This is a genomic window from Roseixanthobacter psychrophilus, assembly GCF_043195195.1.
Taxonomy (GTDB): domain Bacteria; phylum Pseudomonadota; class Alphaproteobacteria; order Rhizobiales; family Xanthobacteraceae; genus NCEH01.
On sequence record NZ_JBAFWT010000005.1, the window covers coordinates 233,365 to 254,934 of the forward strand.

At 66.6% G+C, this 21,570-nt stretch carries 19 protein-coding genes; 4 read left to right on the forward strand and 15 right to left on the reverse strand.

Features of this window, described 5'->3' with window-relative positions; genetic code table 11:
* Window positions 1-128 precede the first annotated feature (128 nt).
* The 4 genes from V5F77_RS07885 to V5F77_RS07900 all read left to right on the forward strand — a co-directional run bounded on the left by V5F77_RS07885 (window position 129) and on the right by V5F77_RS07900 (window position 6,322).
* Window positions 129-3,095: an FAD-binding and (Fe-S)-binding domain-containing protein gene (locus V5F77_RS07885; RefSeq protein ID WP_429004790.1), complete on the forward strand. Its 2,967-nt coding sequence runs from the start codon at window positions 129-131 to the stop codon at window positions 3,093-3,095.
* A gap of 70 nt (window positions 3,096-3,165) precedes the next feature.
* Complete coding sequence (locus tag V5F77_RS07890; protein WP_429004791.1) at window positions 3,166-4,173, forward strand: Bug family tripartite tricarboxylate transporter substrate binding protein; 1,008 nt, start codon at window positions 3,166-3,168, stop codon at window positions 4,171-4,173.
* 107 nt (window positions 4,174-4,280) lie between these two features.
* Complete coding sequence (locus tag V5F77_RS07895; protein WP_429004792.1) at window positions 4,281-4,799, forward strand: tripartite tricarboxylate transporter TctB family protein; 519 nt, start codon at window positions 4,281-4,283, stop codon at window positions 4,797-4,799.
* A gap of 11 nt (window positions 4,800-4,810) precedes the next feature.
* Window positions 4,811-6,322, forward strand: coding sequence for a tripartite tricarboxylate transporter permease (locus tag V5F77_RS07900; protein WP_429004793.1), 1,512 nt, complete (start codon window positions 4,811-4,813; stop codon window positions 6,320-6,322).
* A gap of 73 nt (window positions 6,323-6,395) precedes the next feature.
* Here V5F77_RS07900 and V5F77_RS07905 read toward each other — a convergent pair whose 3' ends face one another.
* The 15 genes from V5F77_RS07905 to V5F77_RS07975 all read right to left on the reverse strand — a co-directional run bounded on the left by V5F77_RS07905 (window position 6,396) and on the right by V5F77_RS07975 (window position 21,569).
* The gene (locus V5F77_RS07905) at window positions 6,396-7,388 is read right to left on the reverse strand and encodes an amidohydrolase family protein (RefSeq protein WP_429004794.1); all 993 of its coding nucleotides are present in this window, start codon (window positions 7,386-7,388) and stop codon (window positions 6,396-6,398) included.
* Window positions 7,388-8,896, reverse strand: a complete 1,509-nt coding sequence (locus tag V5F77_RS07910) for an aldehyde dehydrogenase (protein WP_429004795.1) — start codon at window positions 8,894-8,896, stop codon at window positions 7,388-7,390. Before V5F77_RS07910 ends, V5F77_RS07905 begins: the two co-directional genes overlap by 1 nt.
* A gap of 32 nt (window positions 8,897-8,928) precedes the next feature.
* Window positions 8,929-10,632: a thiamine pyrophosphate-requiring protein gene (locus tag V5F77_RS07915; protein ID WP_429004796.1), complete on the reverse strand. Its 1,704-nt coding sequence runs from the start codon at window positions 10,630-10,632 to the stop codon at window positions 8,929-8,931.
* A gap of 17 nt (window positions 10,633-10,649) precedes the next feature.
* Window positions 10,650-11,357 carry a GntR family transcriptional regulator gene (locus V5F77_RS07920; protein WP_429004797.1) on the reverse strand — a complete coding sequence of 236 codons (708 nt, stop codon included), beginning with the start codon at window positions 11,355-11,357 and terminating at the stop codon, window positions 10,650-10,652.
* Window positions 11,358-11,387: 30 nt separating this feature from the next.
* Window positions 11,388-12,368, reverse strand: a complete 981-nt coding sequence (locus V5F77_RS07925) for an ABC transporter substrate-binding protein (protein ID WP_429004798.1) — start codon at window positions 12,366-12,368, stop codon at window positions 11,388-11,390.
* Window positions 12,369-12,403: 35 nt separating this feature from the next.
* Window positions 12,404-13,255, reverse strand: coding sequence for an ABC transporter permease (locus V5F77_RS07930; RefSeq protein WP_429004799.1), 852 nt, complete (start codon window positions 13,253-13,255; stop codon window positions 12,404-12,406).
* Window positions 13,242-14,090: an ABC transporter ATP-binding protein gene (locus V5F77_RS07935; protein ID WP_429004800.1), complete on the reverse strand. Its 849-nt coding sequence runs from the start codon at window positions 14,088-14,090 to the stop codon at window positions 13,242-13,244. Before V5F77_RS07935 ends, V5F77_RS07930 begins: the two co-directional genes overlap by 14 nt.
* Window positions 14,091-14,313: 223 nt before the next feature.
* Entirely contained in the window at window positions 14,314-15,726 is a 1,413-nt protein-coding gene (locus tag V5F77_RS07940) for an amidase (protein ID WP_429004801.1), read from the reverse strand.
* The gene (locus tag V5F77_RS07945; RefSeq protein ID WP_429004802.1) at window positions 15,723-15,941 is read right to left on the reverse strand and encodes a hypothetical protein; all 219 of its coding nucleotides are present in this window, start codon (window positions 15,939-15,941) and stop codon (window positions 15,723-15,725) included. The genes V5F77_RS07940 and V5F77_RS07945 overlap by 4 nt, the downstream gene beginning before the upstream one ends.
* Window positions 15,942-15,952: 11 nt before the next feature.
* On the reverse strand, window positions 15,953-16,657 hold the full coding sequence (locus tag V5F77_RS07950; protein WP_429004803.1) for an ABC transporter ATP-binding protein: 705 nt from the start codon (window positions 16,655-16,657) through the stop codon (window positions 15,953-15,955).
* Entirely contained in the window at window positions 16,650-17,405 is a 756-nt protein-coding gene (locus V5F77_RS07955; RefSeq protein WP_429004804.1) for an ABC transporter ATP-binding protein, read from the reverse strand. The genes V5F77_RS07950 and V5F77_RS07955 overlap by 8 nt, the downstream gene beginning before the upstream one ends.
* A gap of 142 nt (window positions 17,406-17,547) precedes the next feature.
* Window positions 17,548-18,804, reverse strand: a complete 1,257-nt coding sequence (locus V5F77_RS07960) for an ABC transporter substrate-binding protein (protein ID WP_429004805.1) — start codon at window positions 18,802-18,804, stop codon at window positions 17,548-17,550.
* A 37-nt stretch (window positions 18,805-18,841) separates the two neighbouring features.
* A complete protein-coding gene (locus V5F77_RS07965; RefSeq protein WP_429004831.1) occupies window positions 18,842-19,816 on the reverse strand; it encodes a branched-chain amino acid ABC transporter permease in 975 nt (324 codons plus the stop codon).
* Window positions 19,816-20,676 (reverse strand): branched-chain amino acid ABC transporter permease, encoded by an 861-nt coding sequence (locus V5F77_RS07970; RefSeq protein ID WP_429004806.1) that lies wholly within the window; start codon window positions 20,674-20,676, stop codon window positions 19,816-19,818. The genes V5F77_RS07965 and V5F77_RS07970 overlap by 1 nt, the downstream gene beginning before the upstream one ends.
* Window positions 20,673-21,569, reverse strand: a complete 897-nt coding sequence (locus V5F77_RS07975; RefSeq protein WP_429004807.1) for a polysaccharide deacetylase family protein — start codon at window positions 21,567-21,569, stop codon at window positions 20,673-20,675. Before V5F77_RS07975 ends, V5F77_RS07970 begins: the two co-directional genes overlap by 4 nt.
* Window position 21,570: the final 1 nt, after the last annotated feature.

Consider the following 21,570-nt stretch of genomic DNA (forward strand, 5'->3'; position numbering starts at 1 on the left):
GGCTGGACACGAGGCGACGACAGCGGCGCGCGAAACGCATCTTGCATGAAATGAATTATGAATGCAAAATCAGTTTCAAGTCCGGCGATGAGACCGGAAGTGAAGGCGCCAGGGTGGGAGATGCGAGGATGGCGGCACGTCTGATGCCCGGATTGGAACGTCGGCTGCGTGCCGAGACCACCGGCGACGTGCTGTTCGACCGCTTCAGCCGTGGCCGCTATGCGACCGACGCCTCGGTCTATCAGATGATGCCCGTGGGCGTGGTCGTGCCCCGCTCGGTGGACGAGGCGGAGCGCGCCATCGCGTTAGCGCGGGAAGAGGGCGCCCGCGTGCTGCCGCGCGGCGGCGGCACCTCCCAATGCGGCCAGACCCTCAATGACGCCCTGGTGGTGGATTGCTCCAAGCATTTGACGCGCATCCTCGACCTCGACGTGGCGGGTCGGCGCTGCGTGGTCGAGCCGGGCATCGTGCTGGATGAATTGAACCGCCAGCTGAAGCCGCACGGCCTGTGGTTCCCGGTGGACGTCTCCACCGCCTCGCGCGCCACCATCGGCGGCATGGCGGGGAATAATTCCTGCGGCGGCCGCTCGCTGCGCTACGGCACCATGCGAGACAATGTGATCTCCCTCGACGCCGTGTTGGCCGATGGCACGCCGGCGCATTTCGGCGCGGTCTCCGCCAATCTGCACGAGATTGAGACCGGCTCGCCGCTCCTACCGCTGGCCCAGGACCTGCTGGCGCTCGGCGCCCGCGAGGCGGACGAGGTCGCGGCCCGCTTTCCCAAGGTCCAGCGCCGCGTCGGCGGCTATAATCTCGATGCCTTGTTGCCGGGCAAGCCGCTGAACCTCGCCCATCTGCTGGTGGGCTCGGAAGGCACGCTCGCCTTCTCCACCCGCATCGAATTGAAGCTGTGGCCGGTGCTCGGCAAGCGCGCGCTCGGCGCCTGCCATTTCGGCAGTTTCTACGAGGCGATGGACGCGGCCCAGCATCTGGTGAAGCTGAAGCCTATCGCGGTGGAGCTGGTGGATTTCACCTTGCTCGCGCTCGCCTCCGACATCGCCATGTTCCGCCCGACGCTGCGCCAGTTCGTGCGCGGCACGCCGGAAGCGATCCTGCTGGTGGAATTCGCAGAGAGCGACGCGGAAAACGCCCTGCGCCTGGAGCGCCTGCACCAGATGATGGGCGATCTCGGCTTCGGCTGGGACCGCGCCGGCGCCAAATGGGGCGGGGTGGTGGATGTTCTGGATCCTGCGCTCCAGGCGGCCATCGCCGATGTGCGCACGTCCGGCCTCAACATCATGATGTCCATGAAGGAAGCGGGAAAGCCGGTGTCCTTCGTGGAGGATTGCGCGGTGCCGCTGGAGCATCTCGCCGCATACACGAGCCAGCTGACCCAGGTGTTCGAGAAGCACGGCACGCGCGGCACCTGGTATGCCCATGCCTCGGAAGGCTGCCTGCATGTGCGCCCGGTGCTGAACCTGCGCCAGGACAAGGATCTCAAAGCCATGCGCGCGATCGCCGAGGAGGCGTTCGCGCTGGTGAAATCCTACAAGGGCTCCCATTCCGGCGAGCATGGCGACGGGATCGTGCGCTCGGAATTCCACGAGACCATGTTTGGCACGCGGCTCGCGAACGCCTTTGCCGAGGTGAAGGACCGCTTCGATCCGGACGGCCTCTACAATCCCGGCAAGATCGTGCGGGCACCGAAATTCGACGACCGCAGCGTGATGCGCTACGGCCCCGGCTATGCCGGCCTGCCCATGGAAACGCAGCTCGACTGGTCGGCCTATTCCGGCTCCGGCGGCGGGTTCCAGGGCGCGGTGGAGATGTGCAACAACAACGGCGCGTGCAGGAAGCTCTCCGGCGGCACCATGTGCCCCTCCTATCGTGTCACCCGTGACGAGAAGGACGTGACGCGCGGCCGGGCCAATACGCTGCGCCTCGCCGTCACCGGCCAATTGGGCCCGGATGCCTTCACCTCCGACGAGATGGCAGAGACGCTGAAGCTGTGCGTTTCCTGCAAGGGCTGCCGGCGCGAATGCCCGACCGGCGTCGACATGGCGCGCATGAAGATCGAGGTGCTGGCCGCGCGGGCGCAGACATATGGCCATTCCCTGCGCGATCGCCTCGTGGGCTGGCTGCCGCGTTATGCACCCTGGGCCGCGCAATTCGCGCCCCTGCTGAATTTGCGGGACCGCCTGCCGGGGGCCGCTCAGCTCTCCGAAATCCTGACCGGCTTCAGCGCCGGTCGCGCCCTGCCGCGTTGGCGGCGCGACGTGTTCGCGCCCAAGGGGGCGATGTACGGCGATCCCGATGGCCGCGAAGTAGTGCTGTTCGCCGACACCTTCAACCGCGCGTTCGAGAAGGAGAATCTCGACGCGGCGCTGGAGGTGCTCGTCGCCGGCGGCTACCGGGTGCACCTCGCCGCGCCACGCGATGGCGGGCGGCCGCTGTGCTGTGGGCGCACCTTCCTTTCGGTGGGCCGGCCGGATCTTGCCAAGGCGGAAGCCGAGCGGGTGATCGCCGCGCTCGAACCGTTTCTTGTACGCGGCGTGCCGGTGGTGGGCCTGGAGCCGAGCTGCCTGCTCACCTTCCGCGACGAGGTGCCGGCGCTGCTGAAAAGCCCGGCGGCGGAGCGGCTCGCCGCCCATGCCCTGCTGTTCGAGGAGTTCCTCGCCCGCGAGCACGACCAGGGCCGTCTTTCTTTGCCGCTCGGTGCGATTGAGGGCAGCGCTTTGCTGCACGGCCATTGCCATCAGAAGGCGTTCGCCGCCATGGGCGCGGTGGAGAAGACGCTGCGCCTCGTGCCGGGGCTGAAGGTGGAAACCATCGAATCCAGCTGCTGCGGCATGGCGGGCGCGTTCGGCTATGGGGCGGACACCATCGACGTGTCGCTGGCCATGGCGGAACTCTCGCTGCTGCCGGCGGTGCGCGCGGCGAGCGAGGATACCATCCTCGTCGCCGACGGAACCTCCTGCCGGCATCAGATCGCGGACGGCGCCAAACGCTCCGCGATCCATGTCGCCCGTCTCCTCTCCCGCAGCCTCGCGGCCGGCGTGGACCAGAAGCGGGAGGCGCAGGAGGCCGCGCAATAGGTGCGTAACAAGCTTCAAATCAACAGCCCGAACGAGCGTCGCAAAGGCGCCGGACATCAAGGAGGAAGCCATGTGGAGTGCCGAGCTTAAACGCGGTGCCGTCGCCGCCATCTTTGCCGGCGGCCTGTGCGCCGCCGCCCCCGCCCTCGCCTGGGAGCCCACAAAGCCCATCGAGATCATCGTGCCCGCCGGAGCGGGCGGCGCCACCGACCAGATGGCGCGCATGATTCAGGCCGCCGTGCAGAAGAACAATCTGCTGAAGGTGCCCACCGTGGTCTCGCTGAAAGGCGGCGCCTCCGGCGGCGAAGGCCTCATGGACATGAAGGCCAGCGCGGGCGATCCCTACAAGTTCATCATCGCCCAGTCGTCCATCTATACGTTGCCATTCTCCGCGAAACTGCCCTTCTCCTGGAAAGACATGACGCCGGTGGCGATCATCGCGCTCGACGAATTCGTGTTGTGGGTGAATTCCACCGCGCCCTACAAGACGACCGCCGAATTCGCTGCCGCCGCCAAGAAGGCCGGCACCGAGACCCTGCGCATGGGTGGCACCGGCTCCAAGCGCGAGGACCAGATCCTCACCGCCGCCATCGAGAAGGCGACCGGCGCGAAGTTCGCCTATATCCCCTACAAGTCCGGCGGCGAGGCGGCGACCCAATTGGTGGGCAACCACACCGAGGCCAACGTCAACAACCCGTCCGAGAACGTCGCCCAATGGCGTGCCGGGCAGGTGCGGGCGCTGTGCCTGTTCGACACCACGCGCCTGCCCTACGACGAGAAGGTCACGCCCGACATGGCGTGGAAGGACATTCCCACCTGCAAGGAAGTCGGGCTCGACATCGACTACACGATGCTGCGCGGCATCTTCCTGCCGGGAAAGGTCACGCCCGATCAGGTCGCCTTCTATCAGGATCTGTTCCGCAAGATCGCGCAGACGCCTGAATACAAGGATTACCTGAAGAACCAGGCGCTGAAGGCGGCCTATATCGAGGGCGAGGCCATGACCAAGTTCCTCCAGGAGGACGAGGCACGCCACAAGGCGCTGATGACCGAAGCCGGCTTCATCGCCTCGCACTGATGTCTTTGTGACTCCGGCGCAAAGCCCTCTCCCGCACGCGGGGGAGGGAGCTAACGCCAGCTTCCCCTCGGGGATACTTCACCCTTTTGCCTTCCGCGGAGCCCGCCATGTCCGCCGACCTTCATCCTTCCGACGCGCCCGACGACCGGGCGGTGATCTCCCGCCGCACGGTGGATCTCTCGGTCTCCGTCCTTCTGTTCCTGATCGCCATGGCGCTGGCCTATGACAATTGGCAGGTCGGCATAGCCTGGGCGCCGGACGGGCCGGAGGCGGGGTATTTCCCCTTCTATCTCTGCATGATCATGGGCGTGGCGGCACTCGTCGGGGTCGCCCGCAGCCTCACCGATCCGGGTGGGCAGGACGGCTTCGTCACGCGAGGGCAGGCGCGGCGGGTGATGCAGGTGTTCGTGCCCACGCTGATCTTCGTGGCCCTCATCCAATTGCTCGGAATCTATGTCGCCAGCTTCGTTCTGGTGGCCGGATTCATGATCTGGCTCGGCAAGGCGCCGGTTTGGAAGGCGCTGCTCACGGCGGCGATCTTCACCGCCTTTATGTTCTACGTCTTCGACGTGCAATTCACCGTCCTGATGCCCAAGGGTCCGCTTGAAGCGGCCTTCGGTCTCTGAGGAGTACTGACATGGACGCGCTCCTCTCCTTGATGCACGGGTTCGAAGTTCTGCTCACCTTCGATAAGATGCTGCTGATGCTGGTGGGCATCACGCTCGGCATCCTGGTGGGCGTGCTGCCGGGGCTCGGCGGGCCGAACGGTGTCGCCATCCTGCTGCCGCTCACCTTCTCCATGGACCCCACCTCCGCCATCGTGATGCTGTCCTGCCTCTATTGGGGCGCGCTGTTCGGTGGGGCGATCACCTCCATCCTGTTCAATATTCCCGGCGAAGCCTGGTCGGTGGCGACCACCTTCGATGGCTATCCCATGGCACAGAAAGGCCAGGCGGCGGAGGCGCTGACCGCCGCTTTCACCGCCTCCTTCGTGGGGTCGCTGGTGGCGGTGCTGCTGATCACCTTTCTCGCGCCGAGCATCGCGGAATTCGCCATCTGGTTCGGTCCGCCGGAATTCTTCGCGGTCTATCTCCTTACCTTCTGCTCGTTTGTCGGTCTCGGGCGCGAACACAAGCACAAGATCGTCATTTCCCTCATCGTCGGCTTTCTGCTGGCCGCGGTGGGCATGGATACGGTGTCGGGCCAGTTGCGCATGACCTACGGCTCGGTGGAGCTGCTGCGCGGGTTCGATTTCCTGGTGGCGGTCATCGGCCTGTTCGGCATCAGCGAGATCCTGCTCACCATGGAAGACCAACTGGCCTTCAAGGGGCAGAAGGCGGTGATCCGCATGAAGGTGGTGTGGGAGACCTGGAAGACGCTGCCGCGCTATTGGGTGACGTTGCTTCGCTCCTCGATCATCGGCTGTTGGCTCGGCATCACGCCGGGTGGGGCGATCGCCGCTTCCTTCATGGGCTATAATCTCGCCAAGCGCTTCGCCCGCGATAAGGAGGGGTTCGGCAAGGGCCGCATCGATGGCGTGCTGGCGCCCGAAACCGCTGCCCATGCCGCCGGCACCGCCGCGCTTCTGCCCATGCTGGCGCTCGGCATTCCCGGCTCTGGCACGGCGGCGGTGCTGCTGGGCGGGTTGATGGTGTGGGGGCTTCAGCCCGGCCCGCTGCTGTTTACCGAGCACCCGGACTTCGTGTGGGGCCTCATCGCCTCCATGTATCTCGGCAATATCGCGGGGCTGATCATCGTTCTGGCGACCGTGCCGCTGTTTGCGGCGGTGCTGCGGGTGCCGTTCGCCACCATCGCGCCGATGATCATCGTGTCGTGCGCGGTGGGCGCGTTCGCGGTGCAGAACGCCATGTTCGACATCTGGCTGATGCTGGCGTTCGGCGTGGTGGGCTATGTCTTCAAGAAGCTCGATTATCCCCTGGCGCCCCTGGTGCTCGCCTTGGTCCTGGGCGACAAGGCCGAGGACGCCTTCCGACAGGCGATGATCGGCGCGCGCGGCAACATGGGGGTGTTCTGGTCCAACGGGCTCGTCGGCACCATCACCACGCTGGCGCTGCTCATGCTGTTCTGGCCGGTCATCATGAAGCTGGTCGGCCTGGTGCGCGGGGATCGCGCGCCGCGCACCGCCTGATGCGAACGGCCCCGGTCCGTGACCGGGGCCGGGCGTTTCGTCCAGGCGTTACGGGTGCAAGACCGGGCGAGGGTCAGGCCGCCCCGTCCAGCAGGGCCAGCGCGGTGCCGGCGCCGATGCGCGCGCGCTCCGCATCCGAAAGGCCGGGGACGGCGGCGAGGCTCTCCAGCGGGGTCTCGTCGCCCATGTCGAACGGCGCGTCGGTGCCCAGCGCCACATGGTCCGCGCCCACGACGTCCACGAGATGGCGCAGCGCCTGCGGGTCGAACAGGATGGTGTCGAAATAGAGCGTGCGCAGCAGGTCGCGGGGCGAGGTGGTGGTGAGCGCCTTGGGCTCCGCACGCACCTTCTGCCCGTGCACCAGGCGACCGATCTGATAGGGCAGATAGCCGCCGCCGTGGGCCACCAGCATCTTCAGTCCGGCGAGTTCGTCCAGCGCGCCGGAAAACAGCAGGTTCACCAGCGACACGGTGGTGTCGACGGGATTGCCCACGAGATTGGTGAGGTAATAGGCCTCCAGCCCGGCTTTCGCGCCGACGTAATAGGGGTGGATGAACACCAGCACGCCGAGGTCGCGGGCCTTGCGCAGGAACGGGCGGAAGCGCGGATCGGCGAGCTGCACGCCCTCGATGGTGGTGCCGATCTCGACCGCGCGGAAGCCGTGGGTCTTCACCGCCCGTTCCAGCTCGACGACCGCCAGCTCGGGATGCTGCATGGGCACGCTCGCCATGCCGCGCAGGCGGTCCGGCGCGGTCGCGACCATTTCCGCGATGCCGTCATTGACGAGCCGCGCGGCGGTGGCGGCGAGGTCCGGCTCGGCCCAATAATAGAACATGGGCGGGGCGGTGGAGACGATGGAGAGGTCGAGCCCCTTGCGGTCCATCACCTTCAGCTTGGTGGCGGGGTCGATGAATTCCTCGAACAGGGGATAGACATAGCCCTGCTCGTGCACCATCCGCCGCTGCGCGCCCGTGCCCTCGACGCGGGCGGCAAATCCCTTGGGATCGGCGGCGATGGCGTCGAGAATGCGCGGGGGGATGACGTGGCTGTGGATGTCGATACGCATCACGAATACCTCTTTTCGACACCGTCTTCCGCGTACCAGTCGAACGGCGCATCGGAGAGGTTGACGATCACGTTCTGGATCTGGGTGTATTCCTGGTAGGCGATCAGGCCGTTCTCGCGCCCAATGCCGCTCATCTTGAACCCGCCCCACGGGGAGGAGGGGTCGATGCGGTGGTGGTCGTTGATCCACACGATGCCGCTCTGCATGGCGTGGGCGACGCGGTGGGCGCGGGAGAGATCGCGGGTCCAGATGGAGGTCGCGAGGCCGAAGATGGTGCCGTTGGCGAGCGCGATCGCCTCCGCCTCGGTCTCGAACGGCAGCACGCACACCACCGGCCCGAAAATCTCTTCCTGGGCGATCCGCATCTCATTGGTGACGTCGGTGAAGATGGTGGGCGTGAAGAAGAAGCCGGTTTCGAATTGCGCGCCTTCCGGCCGCCTACCGCCCGCCGCCAGGGTCGCGCCTTCGGCGAGGCCGATGTTCACATAGCGTTCGGTGAGGGCGCGCTGCTTCTCGGAGACCAGGGGGCCCATCTGGGTGGCGGGGTCCTGGGGATCGCCGATGCGGATCGCATTGGCGCGGGCCACCAGCTTCTCGACCACCGCGTCATGGATCGAGCGGTGCACCACCAGCCGCGCGCCCTGCACGCAGGTCTGGCCGGCGGCGATGAAGGACGCGAACAGGGTGGCCGCGACCGCCCGGTCGACATCGGTATCGCCGAACACGACCACCGAGGCCTTGCCGCCGAGCTCGGCCGAGACCTTGGTGAGGTTCTGCGCGGCGAGCGCCGCCACCGCCTTGCCGGTCTCGGTGCCGCCGGTCAGGTCGATCTTCTTGATGCGGGGATGGGTGGTCAGCGCATGGCCCGCGCTCGCGCCGTAGCCGGGCACGACATTATAGACGCCGTCCGGTACGCCGGCTTCTTTGAACACTTCGGCGAGCAACAGAGGCGTGATGGGCGCAAGCTCGCTCGGCTTGACCACCATGGTGTTGCCGGCCGCCATGGAGGGCGCGACCTTTTTCACCAGGATCAGCAGCGGGTGGTTCCAGGGCGTGACATGCCCCACCACGCCGAGCGGCACGCGCCGGGTGTAGTTGAGATAATTGCCGCCGAACGGGGGCACCGTATCCTCATGGGTGCGGGCGACGGCGCCGAAATAGCTGAACCATTCCGGCAGGCGCGCCAGCTGGGCGGTCATCTCGCGCCGCGCGCGGCCGATCTGGTCCACCTCGATGCCGACGATCTCGGGAAGGCGGGCCTTCAGGATCGCCGCGGCGCGATGCATGATGTCGCCGCGCTCGGCCCCGGTGAGGCCGGACCAAACGGGGAAAGCGGCTTCCGCCGCCTGGACGGCGCGCTCGATGTCGGCGGCATCGCCTTCCGCGACGCGGCCCACGAGCGCTCCGTTCTTGGGGTTGCGCACATCGAGCACGCGGCCCGAGGCCGAGGGCACATAGGCGCCGTTGATGTAAAGGCCGAGCGGTTCCGCTCCACCGGGGGTGAACATGGCACTCTCCTCGATCTGGGAAGGCGACGGGCTCAGAGCGGCCGCCGCGAAGCTTCGGTCATGATGTTGAGCACGGCGCTGCGGCCCGAGCGAACCGCCGCGAGCGCTTCGAGGAGCGCCGGTTCGACATCGTCCATGCGGGTGACGCGCCGCCCGAAGGCGCCGCACGCTTCCGCTAGGGTCTCGAATGCGGGCGATTGGGGCAGCAGGCTGCCCACGTGCCCGAACTGTTCCTGCGCGCCGTCCGGAAAATCCTGGCGCGAGGCGAGGACCACGGAATTGTAGCTCTCGTTGTTCAGCACGATCACCAGCAGCGGCACGCCGTTCTGCCGCGCCGCCCAGAGGGCCGGCGTGGGCGCGCCGAACATGAAGGCCCCATCGCCGACCACGGTCACCACCAGCCGGTCGGGATCGCCGAGCTTCGCGCCGAGCGAAGCTCCGAGCGCCCATCCCAGATAAGAGCCGCCGTTGCGATAATAGCTGCCCTCTTCGCCGGGCGTGAAGCCGTAGGCGAACGGATTGCCGGAGGTCACGGCCTCCTCGATCACCATCGCCTCGGGGGCGACGCGCGCGAGGATCGCACCGACTTCCATGGGCGATATGGCGCCGCCCGAAAGCGCCGCCGCGCGCCGCTGGTCGCGGTCCGCCATCATCTTTTCATGGCGCGCCGCGATGTTCGCCTTGCGCGCCGCGATGCGTGGATCGTCCGCGCGCGTGCGGGCCGCGGCGATGAGGGCGTCGAGGGCGCGGGCCACATTCACGCTGTGCACCGTGTCGCTGGGAAAGCCCCAGGTGGTCCAGCGCTGCTGGATCGGATCATTGCCGATGTGGATGATGTGGACGTCGTCCTGCAAGGTGAGATCGGCGGGGACGAACGGCACGTCGTGGTCCACCACCACCATCAGGTCGGCATCCACCACCTGCTGCTCCGGGTTGAAGCCGAGGTGCTGCGGGTGCTCCAGGGGAGCGTTGAAGCGGCCGCGATATTCGGTGATGCCGGCGCCGGTCAGCTCGGCCAGCTCCACGAAGGCGCGGCGCAGCTCCGGCGTGCGGCCGACATAGGCGGTCACGAGCAGCGGGTTGCGGGCGGCGATGAGGCGCTCGACGATCGCCTCCGCCTCATCCAGCGACAGCGTGCCCTGGCGCACCGAGCGGATGCGCGCGGGGCCGATCAGCCCGCCGTCCTCCACTTCGCTCATCAGCGTCTCGCGCGGGAACGCCATATAGACCGGCCCCTGCGGCTCGCTGTTGGCGATCTGGAAGGCGCGGTCCACCGCAGGGCCGATGGCGGCGGGCACGGAGACGGTCTGCGTCCACTTCGTGTAATTGCGCACCAAGGCGTGCTGGTCCGGCACGTCCTGGTGCCAGTTGATGAATTTCGAGCGCCCGCCGGGCACCGAGGAATCGAGGGCGGACGGCGACATGCCGGCGCACAGCAGGATCGGGATCTGGGAGGCGCGGGCATCGTTGAGCGCGCCGGCGGCATTGGCCGTGCCCACGTCCACATGCACCAGCGCCACCTGGGCGCGGCCAGTGGTGAGATAGGCCCCTTGCGCTGCCGCGCAGGCGATCACCTCGTGCGGGCAGGTGACGAGCTTGGGCAGCTTCACCTGCTGGTGGGTCAGGCTGGCATAGGCTTCCTGGAGCGCCGGCGTATCGGTGCCGGGATTGATGAAGATGGCGTCCACGTCATGGAGCGCGAGGCCCCGCAGGAACCATTCCGCGACTGTCGGCATGTTCGGTCCTTTGAAAGTCAGTGCGTCTCGGCGGGGTGCGGCGGGGCGGGGGACGCGATCGCGCGTTCGGCGGCCACCCGCTGCACCATGTCGGCGGTGTCGCGGAAATGCTCCGTCAGCACCCGTTGCGCCGCGTCCACGTCGCGGGCGCGGCAGGCCTCGTACAACGCCCAGTGCTGGCGCTGGGGTGTCTCGTATCCCGCGCTGTCGACCCAGATGCGCACGTAGCGTTCCACGTTCCGGCGCAGCACGTCGATCTGCTCCACGAGGCGCGGCCAGCCGCTGGCGGCGTTGATGATGGAATGGAAGCGCTGGTTCAGCTCGCGCCAGCGCGCCCGGTCCTGCGGCGCATCCATGGTGACCAGGATCTCGCCCATCTTGGCGAGTTCCTGGTCGGTGAGGTTGGGCACCGACCGCGTCAGCGCGAGGCATTCGAGGGCGGTGCGCATGGCGAACAGCTCCGCTACCTCCTCGGCCCGCAACTGCGACACCTCGGTGCCGCGGAACGGAAAGCAGGTGACGAGGCCTTCGACCTCCAGCACCTTGAGTGCCTCGCGGACCGGCATGCGGCTGCAGCCGAGGTCGGCCGCGATGCGGTCCGGTTCGAGGCGCGCGCCAGGTCCCAGCCGCCCCTCGATGATCGCGTTGCGCAGTACTTGAAGCACCGCGTCCTTGCGGCTTGGAATGCTGCCGAGCAGCAGCTTTTCGCCGTCTGTCAGGCCCATGATGGTCGTCCTCGCTCGGGCTTCATCCGCTCACTTTGCGTCAGGCGGGCGGTATCCCTGCTGGAGCGAAAAATCCACCGCCGCCTTCAGGTCGATGGGCGCGCGCAGGACCTTCCACTTCAGCAGGTCGTCCTCGGTGAGCTTGAGGAAATCTTGCGGAATTTCGCGCTGGTCCCAGCCCGCCTTGGCGTAACCGAGCATGGCCTCGTCCACGGTGGTCTTGGCGCGGCGGGCGAGCACTTCGGCGGCGCGCTTGGGATCCTTCTGGATGATGTCGAGCGCGGCGAGATGCGCCCATACGACCTTGCGGGCCTCTTCCGGGTGCGCCTTGATGAAGTCTTCATTCAGCACCAGCGCGTTGCGATAGATCTGGCCGTTTGCGAACACTTCGCGCCAGTCCCACAGCAGCTTGGCCTGGCCTTTCTGGATCATCTGCGAGGCGTAGGGCTCATAGACGTAATAGGCGTCGATGTCCTTGCGCTCGAGGGCGATGCCGGCCTCGGGCGGGGGCACCTGGATGAACTTCACGCCCTTGGGATCGATGCCGTGGCTCGGCAGGATGTGCTCGGCGGCAAGCAGGTGCATGGTATCGAGCTGGCGTACGATGCCGAAATTCTTGATGTCCTTCTCCGAGGCGAGGTCCTTGCGGGCCACCACCGTCGCCGAGCCGTAGCTGGAGGCGCCGGCGATGACAATCGGCAGGCCGCGGGCGCGATAGGTGAGGGCGGTGGCGATCTGGGTATAGGCGGCGTCCCATTCCCCGGTCTGGAGCACCTGGCTCACGCGCTGGGAGGAGCCGCTGTCGAACACCGGATCGATGCCGTACGCCTTCCAGATGCCCAGCTCCTCATCGAGGAAGGGCATCAGGTGATCCCATCCGGGATAGCCGGCGAAGATACGCGGCCGATAGGGCTCCGCGCTCGCCTGCGCCGCGCCGAACAGCGTGGCGGCGCACAGGGAAAGGGCCGCGATCAACCGCCCTGGTCGGAACGAAAATCCGTGCCTTGTCATGTCGGCTTTTCCTGTTCTGTTCTGGAAGGGAAGGGTCAATCGGTGCGCTGCATGCCCCAGCGGCCGATGGTGCGGCGTTCGAGCCAGTCGAAGAACACGGTCTCCACCAGCAATCCGACGATGCCGATGATGAGCATGCCGCCGATCACGAGGTCCGGACGCATCTGCCAGCGGGCGTTGTCGATCATGAAGCCGAGCCCGTCGGTCGCGGCGAGGATCTCGGCGCTGATGATGACGCGCCAGCCGGTGCCATAGCCGAGCCGCAGGCCCGTGAGGATGAAAGGCATGGCGGCCGGGATCACCACCCGCAGGAAGGCGCGCAGCGGCTTGGTGCCGAACACCTTCACCACCCGGATATATTGCTCGTCGATGGCGGCGACGCCGGCGGCGGTGTTTACCAGGATCGGGAAGACGGCAGTGATGAAGATGGCGAAGATGATCGACTTGAAGCCGAGCCCAAACCACAGGATCGCGAGCGGCACCCAGGCGACGCCGGGGATCGGATAGATGATGCGGATCGTGGTCTGCAGCGCGCTCTGCGTCCAGCGCGACCAGCCGACCACGAGGCCGAGCGGCAGGCCCACCGCCACCGAGGCCACATAGCCCACCACCTGGCGCTCCAACGAGCGCATCACATTGTGGACCAGGTCGCCGTCGGCGAAAGCTTCGCGCACCGCCTGCGCCACCTCCGTCGGGGTCGGCAGAAGATGGCGCGGATAGAAGCCGCTGGTGGCGGCGAGATGCCAGAGCAGAATCAAGCCCACAAGGAACAGATACCCCACCGCCGCATGGGCGAAGCGGGTGGCGCGGGGACCGCGCAGGCGATCGATCAGGGAGCGGGAGCCGCTCTCCCCGCCAACGGACGGGGTCGCATCAATTGGCGACATGGTCGACTCCTGCCTTTGCCGGGGCCGGCACGTCGGCGCCGAGGATTTCCGCGAGCCCGCGATAGGTCTTGTGATGGCCAAGCCCCATCTCCTCGCCGAGCGAAGCGCGCACCTGATTGACGCGTTCGAGATAGGCCGGCGAGGTCACGTCGCGGGGACGGGGAAGATCGTTCTCGACCACGAGCTTCATCCGCCCCGGTCGGGAGGTCATGACGACGATGCGGTCGGCGAGCTGGACCGCCTCGTCGATGTTGTGGGTGACGAACAGCACCGTCTTGTGCAGGGCCTCCCAGATCGAGAGCAACTCGTCCTGAAGCTGTGCCCGGGTGAAGGCGTCGAGCGCGGCGAACGGCTCGTCCATCAGCAGCACCTTGGGATTGACGGCCAGGGCGCGGGCGATGGAGACGCGCTGGCGCATGCCGCCGGAGAGCTGCTTGGGATAGGCGTCGGCGAACTTGTCGAGACCCATGACGGCGAGGATCGCGCGGGCCCGCTCCAGCCGCGGCGTCTTTTGCCAGCCCTGGGATTCCAGCCCGAAGGCGACGTTCTCGGCCACCGTCAGCCAGGGAAACAGCGCATAGTCCTGAAACACATAGGCGCGGTCGGGACCGGGGCCGGTGACTTTGCGCTCATCCACCCGCACCTCGCCACCCGACTGCTTGAGCAGGCCGGCGACGATGTTGAGCGCCGTAGTCTTCCCGCAGCCGGAAGGACCAAGCAGGCAGATGAACTCGCCCGTGGCGATGTCCAAGCTGAAGTCCTGAAGAGCAACCACCTCGTCCCCTCCGGGGACCGAATAGATTTTTCTCAGGTGGCGGATTTCGACACGGGACATGTCATCCTCAGCGATATATCGGATCAGATATTTGTCCACATGAGACGAAGCGATGCCGTTTTGGTCAAGGCCAAATTTTAAGCAAGTACTTGATTAAAAAAGAGACTTTCTCTGCGTGCAGACATGCCAAAACGCGCCGCCTCCGGTCGGGAGGAGCGTTTTCAGGCTTCGGCGGGCGGGGCCAACCGCCCGCCACGCAGTGTGACCAAACCTGCTGCCGGGCTCAGAGCGAGCCGCAGTCCGGCGGAATGCGCGTGTGGAAGTCGGTCAAGTGCTGATACGCGTCGGCCGCGCGCAGCAGCACGTCTTCGGCGTAGGGGCGGCCGACCAGTTGGAACGAAGCGGGCAGGCCATTGGAGGTGAATCCGCAGGGTACGGCGACCGCCGGCAACCCCAGATAATTAATGCCGCGCGTGCAATGGGTGAGCTTGCCGAGCACGGTTGCGAAGTCGGCCTGCGTGGTCTCGGCGATCGAGGGCACCGGGATGGCGAAAGTCGGGATGTGCACCATGTCCGCCTCGCCCATGGCGGTGGCGAGCCATTCGCGGGCGATGGTGCCGCGCATCATCAACGCCTCGGCGTAACGGGTCGCGGGGTAGGAGAGGCCCGGCATCAGGCGCGCGCGCACCTGGGCGCCGATGTCCTGCGGGCGTTCCGCCAGAGCCCGGCGATGCAGGGTCGCGCCCTCCACGGCCATCACCAGCATGATGAGGGCATTGATCAGGGCCATGTCCGGCACCGAGGTCTCGATCACGCGCGCACCGGCGGCCTTCATCACCCGAAGGCTTTCGTCCAGCAGAGCGTTGATCTCGGGCGTCGCGGCCTCGCGATAATAGGCCTGCGGGACCGCGATGGTGAGGCCGGCGAGATCGCCCGTGAGCCCCGCTTCGTAGTTGCGGACCTTCGCGTTCACGCTGGCTGCGTCACGGGGATCCGGGCCGCCGATCACGGAGAGGATGCGCGCCGCATCCCGCGCGCTCGTGGCAAGCGGTCCGAGCGTATCCAGCGAGGGCGCGAGCGGCATGGCGCCATAAAGAGGCACCAGGCCGTGGGTGGGCTTGATTCCGGTGATGCCGCACATGCCCGCGGGATGGCGGATGGATCCCGCGGTATCCGAGCCGAGCGCCGCCGGCACCAGCCGCGCCGCCACCGCCGCGCCGGAGCCGGAGGAGGAGCCGCCCGGTCCATAGGCGATGTTCCAGGGGTTCAGACCGTGGCCATACTGGGCATTGAAGCCGGTGGGCGAGAGCGCGAGTTCGGCGAGATGCAGCGTGCCGAGATCGAGCGCGCCCGCCGCGTCCAGCCGCTCCAGGGCGGTGGAGGTGGTGTCGGGGACGAAATCCTTGCGGATCAGCGACCCACCGGTGCACACACGCCCGGCACGGTAATAGAGATCCTTGTGGGCGAGCGGGACGCCGGCCAGCGGCCCGAGCGTCTCGCCCCGCGCTCGCGCTTGGTCCACCGCCCGCGCCGCGTCCAGCGCGCTGTCGCGGGTGATCAGCATGATGGCATTGAACCGGGGACCCATGCGCTCCAGCCGGTCGAGGGCGTGGGTGGCCACCTGCTCGGCGGAAACCTCGCCCTTCGCGATGGCGTCGGCCGTGGCGACGACGCCCCATTCCTGCATTGCGCTCATGCCTTGGCCTTTGTGTCGGTGCTTGGGGCGGCGAAGCTGGCGCACAGGGTGGCGAAGCTCCAGGGGGCATCGGCGAGCGTGATCCGCTTCAACGCCGCCGCTTCGATCGTCGCATTGATCGGCAACGCCACGTCGCGCGCCGCCGCAGCCTGGGCGGGATCGAGGGTGACGCCGTTGAGCGCGCGGATGCGGCTTGTCCAATCATCGTCGGTCATGGTCAGGGCCTTCAGTGCACACCGAGGAAGCGGGTGAGGGTTTCCGGTTGGCCGGCGATTTCGGCGGCGGGTGCCTCGTGCACCACGCGTCCGGTTTCGAGGATGTAGACCCGGTCAGAGACGGCCAGCGCGCTGTAGAGGTTCTGTTCCACCAGCAGGATCGAGAGACCGGCGCGCTTCAATTCAGCGATGATGCCTTCGAGATGCTGCACCATTACCGGCGCGAGGCCCTCGGACGGCTCGTCCATCAAGATCAGCTCGGGGTCGATCATCAGGGCGCGGGCGACCGCGAGCATCTGCCGCTCGCCGCCGGACAATTGGTTGCCGCGATGGTGCCGGCGCTCGGCAAGGCGCGGGAAGAATTCGAACGCCTTTGCCACGGTCCAGCCATGGGTGGCGCTGGCGGGCTTCAGCACGGTGAGGTGCTCGGTCACGGTGAGCGAGGGAAACAGCCGCCGGCCCTGGGGGACCAAAGCGATGCCGCCGCGGGCGATGAGATGGGGGGCGACGCCGAGCAGGCTCTTGCCCTTCCAGCGTACCGCGCCCTGCCGCACGTTGGGCGGCGACAGCCCCATGATGGAGCGGATGAGGGTGGTCTTGCCCATGCCGTTGCGGCCCAGCAGGGCGACCACCTCGCTCTTGCCGACGTTCAGGGTCGCGCCGTGGAGCACATGGGCGTCGCCGTAATAGGAATGGATGTCCTCGACCTCAAGCATTGTGCCGCGCCTTGCCGAGATAGACGTCCTGGACGTCGCTGTTGCCCCGGATCTCCGATGGCGGCGCTTCCACCAGTAGCTTGCCGTTGTTGAGGCAGGTGACGTAGTCCACCAGCGAGAGGATCAGGTCCATGTCGTGTTCGATCAGCACCAGGGTCAGCTCGCGCGGCAGGGCGCGGATGATGTCGGAGACGATCACGCGCTCGGCCGGGGAGAGGCCGGCGGCGGGTTCGTCGAGCAGCAGCAGCTTGGGCTGGGCGACCAGGGCCATGGCCATTTCCAGCTGGCGCTGTTCGCCATAGGACAATTCCTTCACCGCAGCGTCGCGCCGGGTGTGCAAGCGGGAAATCTCAAGCGCCGCGCCGGCGCGGCGGGTTTCCTCCGCGTCGAGCGCATCCTTGCCAAAGAAGGAAAATTTGCGCGGCGAGAGGCCCCGCAGGGCTAGGCGCATATTCTCCGCCACCGTGAGGTTCGGAAACAGATTGGTGATCTGGAAAGTCCGGCTCATGCCGCGCCGGGCGCGCTCGTGCACCGGCGCGCGGGTCACGTCCTTGCCAGCGAACATCACCTTGCCGGAGGTGGCGCTCACGACGCCGGTGATGGCATTGAACAAGGTGGTCTTGCCGGCGCCGTTGGGGCCGATAATGGCCCGCCGCTCGCCATGGCGGACGCGGATCGACACGGCATCCACGGCGCGCAGAGCGCCGAACTGGACCGTGACGGAATCGAGTTGCAGAAAATCGGTCACGACGCGGGGCGCCTCGGTTCTATGCCGGCCAGCCTGCTGGCGAAGGGGAAGCGAGAGGGGTGGACGTCAGGGCTGAGCCCACCCCTCTCGCCAGCCGATGAGAAGCCTCCCCGGGGGTGTGGGAAAGCTCCGCCTCGGCATCTCAGCTTTTCTTGATGCCCTGGAACTCACGCGAGTACGGAGGCTGCTTCATGTAGGTTTCCGGATCGTATTTCCAGAACTGCGACACGTTGGGATAGGACGCGATCGGCACGTTCCAATATTTGCCCTCCGCATTCTTGACCACCTTGCGGATCGACACGTCGTAGATCGGATTGCCGAACGCATCGAGCTTCACGGTCGTGCCCAAGGGCGAGTTGACGAGTTCGGTCTTCATCACCGAGGCCAGGAACGCGTCGCGGTCGGCGGTGGCGCCGTTGAGCGGCTTCAGCGCTTCATCGATCCACATGGCGCCGGAATACATGGAGAAGCCGTAGAGCGAGGGCAGCTTCGAGAATTTCTTCCCGTAAGCGGCGACGAACTCCTTGGTGCGGGGATTGTCCGACCCTTCGGCGAAATGGGCGGCCACGATCACGCCCTCGACCTCGTCGCCCATGGTGCGGATCACCGACTGGTCGGTGACGTTCATGGCGCCCACCAGCGGGATCTGGCCCTTGAGGCCGAAGTTCGCATATTGCTGCATCAGGCGGGTGGCGTCGGCGCCGGTCTCCATGCAGAAGATGACGTCGGCACCGAGATTGGCCAGTTGGCCGAGATAAGGGCTGAAGTCCGAGGTGTTAAGTGGGTGCCAGAACTGGCCCAGCACTTTGCCTCCGCCCTCGGTGAAGGTCTGGCAGAAGCCGCCGCACTGCTCGTGCCCGAACGTATAGTCCTGGCTGATGGTGGCGACCTTGCGATAGCCCTGCTTCAGGCACCAGTCGGCGAGCGGACGGGGGAACTGGCTCGCGGTGTAGCCGGCAACCCGGATCACATTCTTGATGCGGTTGCGCTGGGTGAGATCGTCGGCGGCGATGATCGGGATGAAATAGGGCGTGCCGTTGCCCTTCACATAATTCGCCACCGCAAGGCCGGTGTTGGCAAGCAGGTTGCCGAACAGCATGTCCACATTGGCCTGCTCGACCAGTCGGCGGGCCTTCTGGAGCGCGGTATCGGGGTTGGACGCGTCGTCTTCGACGACCAGTTCCACCTTGCGGCCGCCGGACTGGAAGCCGCGCTCCTCCCAATACATGTTGAAGCCGTCCACCATCTCGCGGCCGCCGGCCGCCACGACGCCTGTGAGCGGCGCCATGACGCCGATCTTGATCGGTCCGCTCGCCTGCGCGCGGGCGACGTAAGGCATCGCCACGGTGCCGACGGCGGCCAGCGCGGCGCTTGATTTCAGAAACGTCCTGCGATCCATCTGTCCCGCTCCTGTCTGGTTTTGGTTGTTGTCGTCTTCAGCGGCGACGTTGCGCCACAAAGCTGCGGATCCGCCCGAGGATGCCCTCGGGGGCAAAGATCATGATCAGCACGAACATCAGGCCAAGCACGCTCTGCCAGCGTTCGGTGTAGAGGCTGACGAGATTTTCCAGCCCGATGATGGCGAAAGACCCGATGAACGCGCCGAACAAGGTGCCGACCCCGCCGGTGATCGCCATCAGCAGCCCTTCCACCGATTGGGAGAGACCGACCGTGGAGGGGCTGACGAAATCGTTGAACATGGCGTAGAGCGCCCCGGCGATCCCGGCGAAGAAGCCGGAGATGGTGAAGGCCAGGAACAGATGCGCCGGCACGTTATAGCCGAGCGAGCGCATGCGGCTCTCGCTGTCGCGGATGCCGCGCAGCGTCAGCCCGAAGGGCGAGCGCACGAACCGCCACATCACGAAGGCGACCACGGCCACCGCCACGAACACCGCGTAATAAAAGGAAAAGCCATCGGCGAGGGCGGCCGGCCGCACCGCGCCGCGCAGGCCGTTTTCCCCACCGGTGACGCTGGTCCAGCGCAGGCACACGCCCCAGACGATCATGCCGAGCGCGAGGGTGAGCAGCAGGAAATAGACACCCGAGGTACGGATCGCCAGCAACGCGAAGACGGCCGCGACACCGGTCGCCGCCAGGATGCCAACGGCTGCGCCCACATAGGGCGAGCCGCCCATATGGGCGGTCCAATAGACCACCACGTAAGTGGAGACGCCGAAGATGGCGCCGTGGCACAGCGGCGTGCGCCCGGTGTAGCCGGCGAGTATGTCCACCGCCATGGCCAGCACGGCGAAGATCAGCACTTCGGTAAGGATGCTCACCTGATAGGTCGGCAGCATCAGCGGCAGCACCGCGAACACCAGCGCGCCCACCGCCACCGCCCCCATGGCGAGGCGCGACATGCCGGTATCGCGGGCGGGCAGAGGGGCGGGATTGGGCACGGGGGAAGCCATCACGCCGCCTTTCCGAACAGGCCGAGGGGGCGGAAGGCGAGGATTGCCGCCATGGGGCCGAAGATGACGAAATAAGCGAATTCCGGGAACATCACCTGCCCGACGGTATTGAGCAGCCCGACGATCAGCGCCCCCACCGCCGCCCCGACCAGACTGCCGCGCCCGCCGATGATCACCACCGCCAGCGAGAACACCAGGATCTCCGCATCCGCGCTCGGGTAAAGTGTGAGGAAGGCGCCGCCCACCGCCCCGCCGAGCCCGGCAAGGGCCGCGCCGAGCATGAAGGTGAGCAGGAAGATGCGGCGGATGTTGATGCCCATCGCCTCGATGGTTTCCGGATCGTCCACGCCGGCCCGGATCAGGGCGCCGAGCCGGGTCTTGTTGAGCAAGAGCCACAGCGCGATGAAGATCACGATGCCCAGCGCCAGCACGAACAGGCGGTATTTGGGATAGAACAGCCCGGCGAAGCGCACCGCGCCGCGCAGGAATTCCGGCGCCGGGACCGTGTAGGTGTCGCCGCCGAAGATCACCAGGGTCATGTCGTTGAGAATGAACGCCACGCCGAGCGTCAGCAGCACCTGGCGCAGTTCGTACCCGCGCACGAAGCGCAGAAGTCCCTGGTCGAGCACCAGCCCGGTCGCCGCCACCACGGCCATGGCGGCGAGGATGCCGAGGAAGAAATTGCCGCTGGCGCTCGCCGCCGCATAGCCCGCATAGCCGCCCAGCAGATACAGTGCACCATGCGCGAGGTTCACGATCCGCAGCAAGCCGAAGATCAGCGTGAAGCCAGAGGCCACGATGAACAGCAGCGCCGCGAAGGTGAGCCCGTTGAGGAGCTGGAAGGCGTTGAGGCTGTTCATCCCGCATCCGCCGCGCTGAGGGCGTCGGGCCGCTGGCCGAGATACCAGTCGTAGATCTGTTCGCCGGTCATGAAGGCGACGTCGTCCTTCGCCTTCATGGTCTCGAAGATCTTGCGGAAATGCTTCAGCCGATGCGGCGCGCCCATGATGTAGGGGTGAACCACCAAGGCCATGATGCGCGCACTATCGCGGCTATCGTGGTGGATCTGCTCGAACTGGTCGATAGCGCGGTCGTAATATTCGCTCGCCTTGTGATGCTGGATCAGCATCATCGCCACGTCGTTGCATTCCTGCGTGTAGGGAATATTGACGATCGGGGAGGTGCGGGTCTTCAGCACCACCGGCTGGTCGTCCAGCACCCAATCGCAGACGTAATCGTAACCCTGCTCCACCAGGATGTCGGGGGTCTCCCAGGTCTCGGTGAGGCCCGGCCCCAGCCAGCCGCGCGGCCGCTTGCCGGTGAAGGCTTCGATGGCTTGCGTGGTCTTGGCGATGTCCTCGCGCTCGTCGGGCACCTTCTGCATGTTCTTCTGCGAGAAGCCGTGGCCCATGAATTCCCAATTGCGCTCCAGCGCCGCTTCCGCGATCGGCGCGTAACTGGAGATGGCCGAGCCGTTGATCGCCAGCACGGCCGGCAATGCGAATTCGTCGAAGACTTCCAGCATGCGCCAGAAGCCGACCCGGTTGCCGTATTCATGCCAGGCCCAGTTGGGGATGTCCGGTGTCGGCGAGCCGCCGGCCGGCGGGGTGAGGACGGTGCGCGGCATGGTCTCGCGCGGGTTCCATTCCTCGATATTGACGATCACCCACACCGCCATGCGCGCGCCGCCCGGCAGCGTCAGTTTCGGCCGGCGGGAAATGGGGGAAAAGGAGATGCGCTCGGTGGGCAGCATG

Coding starts and splice junctions, on each gene's coding strand:
- V5F77_RS07920 (WP_429004797.1), bottom strand. CDS start 11,357: ATGGGCCTGACAGACGGCGAAAAGCTGCTGCTCGGCAGCATTCCAAGC.
- V5F77_RS07930 (WP_429004799.1), bottom strand. CDS start 13,255: ATGTCGCCAATTGATGCGACCCCGTCCGTTGGCGGGGAGAGCGGCTCC.
- V5F77_RS07910 (WP_429004795.1), bottom strand. CDS start 8,896: ATGTTCACCCCCGGTGGAGCGGAACCGCTCGGCCTTTACATCAACGGC.
- V5F77_RS07960 (WP_429004805.1), bottom strand. CDS start 18,804: ATGGATCGCAGGACGTTTCTGAAATCAAGCGCCGCGCTGGCCGCCGTC.
- V5F77_RS07965 (WP_429004831.1), bottom strand. CDS start 19,816: ATGGCTTCCCCCGTGCCCAATCCCGCCCCTCTGCCCGCCCGCGATACC.
- V5F77_RS07970 (WP_429004806.1), bottom strand. CDS start 20,676: ATGAACAGCCTCAACGCCTTCCAGCTCCTCAACGGGCTCACCTTCGCG.
- V5F77_RS07915 (WP_429004796.1), bottom strand. CDS start 10,632: ATGCCGACAGTCGCGGAATGGTTCCTGCGGGGCCTCGCGCTCCATGAC.
- V5F77_RS07975 (WP_429004807.1), bottom strand. CDS start 21,569: ATGCTGCCCACCGAGCGCATCTCCTTTTCCCCCATTTCCCGCCGGCCG.
- V5F77_RS07925 (WP_429004798.1), bottom strand. CDS start 12,368: ATGACAAGGCACGGATTTTCGTTCCGACCAGGGCGGTTGATCGCGGCC.
- V5F77_RS07900 (WP_429004793.1), top strand. CDS start 4,811: ATGGACGCGCTCCTCTCCTTGATGCACGGGTTCGAAGTTCTGCTCACC.
- V5F77_RS07950 (WP_429004803.1), bottom strand. CDS start 16,657: ATGCTTGAGGTCGAGGACATCCATTCCTATTACGGCGACGCCCATGTG.
- V5F77_RS07905 (WP_429004794.1), bottom strand. CDS start 7,388: ATGCGTATCGACATCCACAGCCACGTCATCCCCCCGCGCATTCTCGAC.
- V5F77_RS07935 (WP_429004800.1), bottom strand. CDS start 14,090: ATGTCCCGTGTCGAAATCCGCCACCTGAGAAAAATCTATTCGGTCCCC.
- V5F77_RS07885 (WP_429004790.1), top strand. CDS start 129: ATGGCGGCACGTCTGATGCCCGGATTGGAACGTCGGCTGCGTGCCGAG.
- V5F77_RS07890 (WP_429004791.1), top strand. CDS start 3,166: ATGTGGAGTGCCGAGCTTAAACGCGGTGCCGTCGCCGCCATCTTTGCC.
- V5F77_RS07940 (WP_429004801.1), bottom strand. CDS start 15,726: ATGAGCGCAATGCAGGAATGGGGCGTCGTCGCCACGGCCGACGCCATC.
- V5F77_RS07895 (WP_429004792.1), top strand. CDS start 4,281: ATGTCCGCCGACCTTCATCCTTCCGACGCGCCCGACGACCGGGCGGTG.
- V5F77_RS07945 (WP_429004802.1), bottom strand. CDS start 15,941: ATGACCGACGATGATTGGACAAGCCGCATCCGCGCGCTCAACGGCGTC.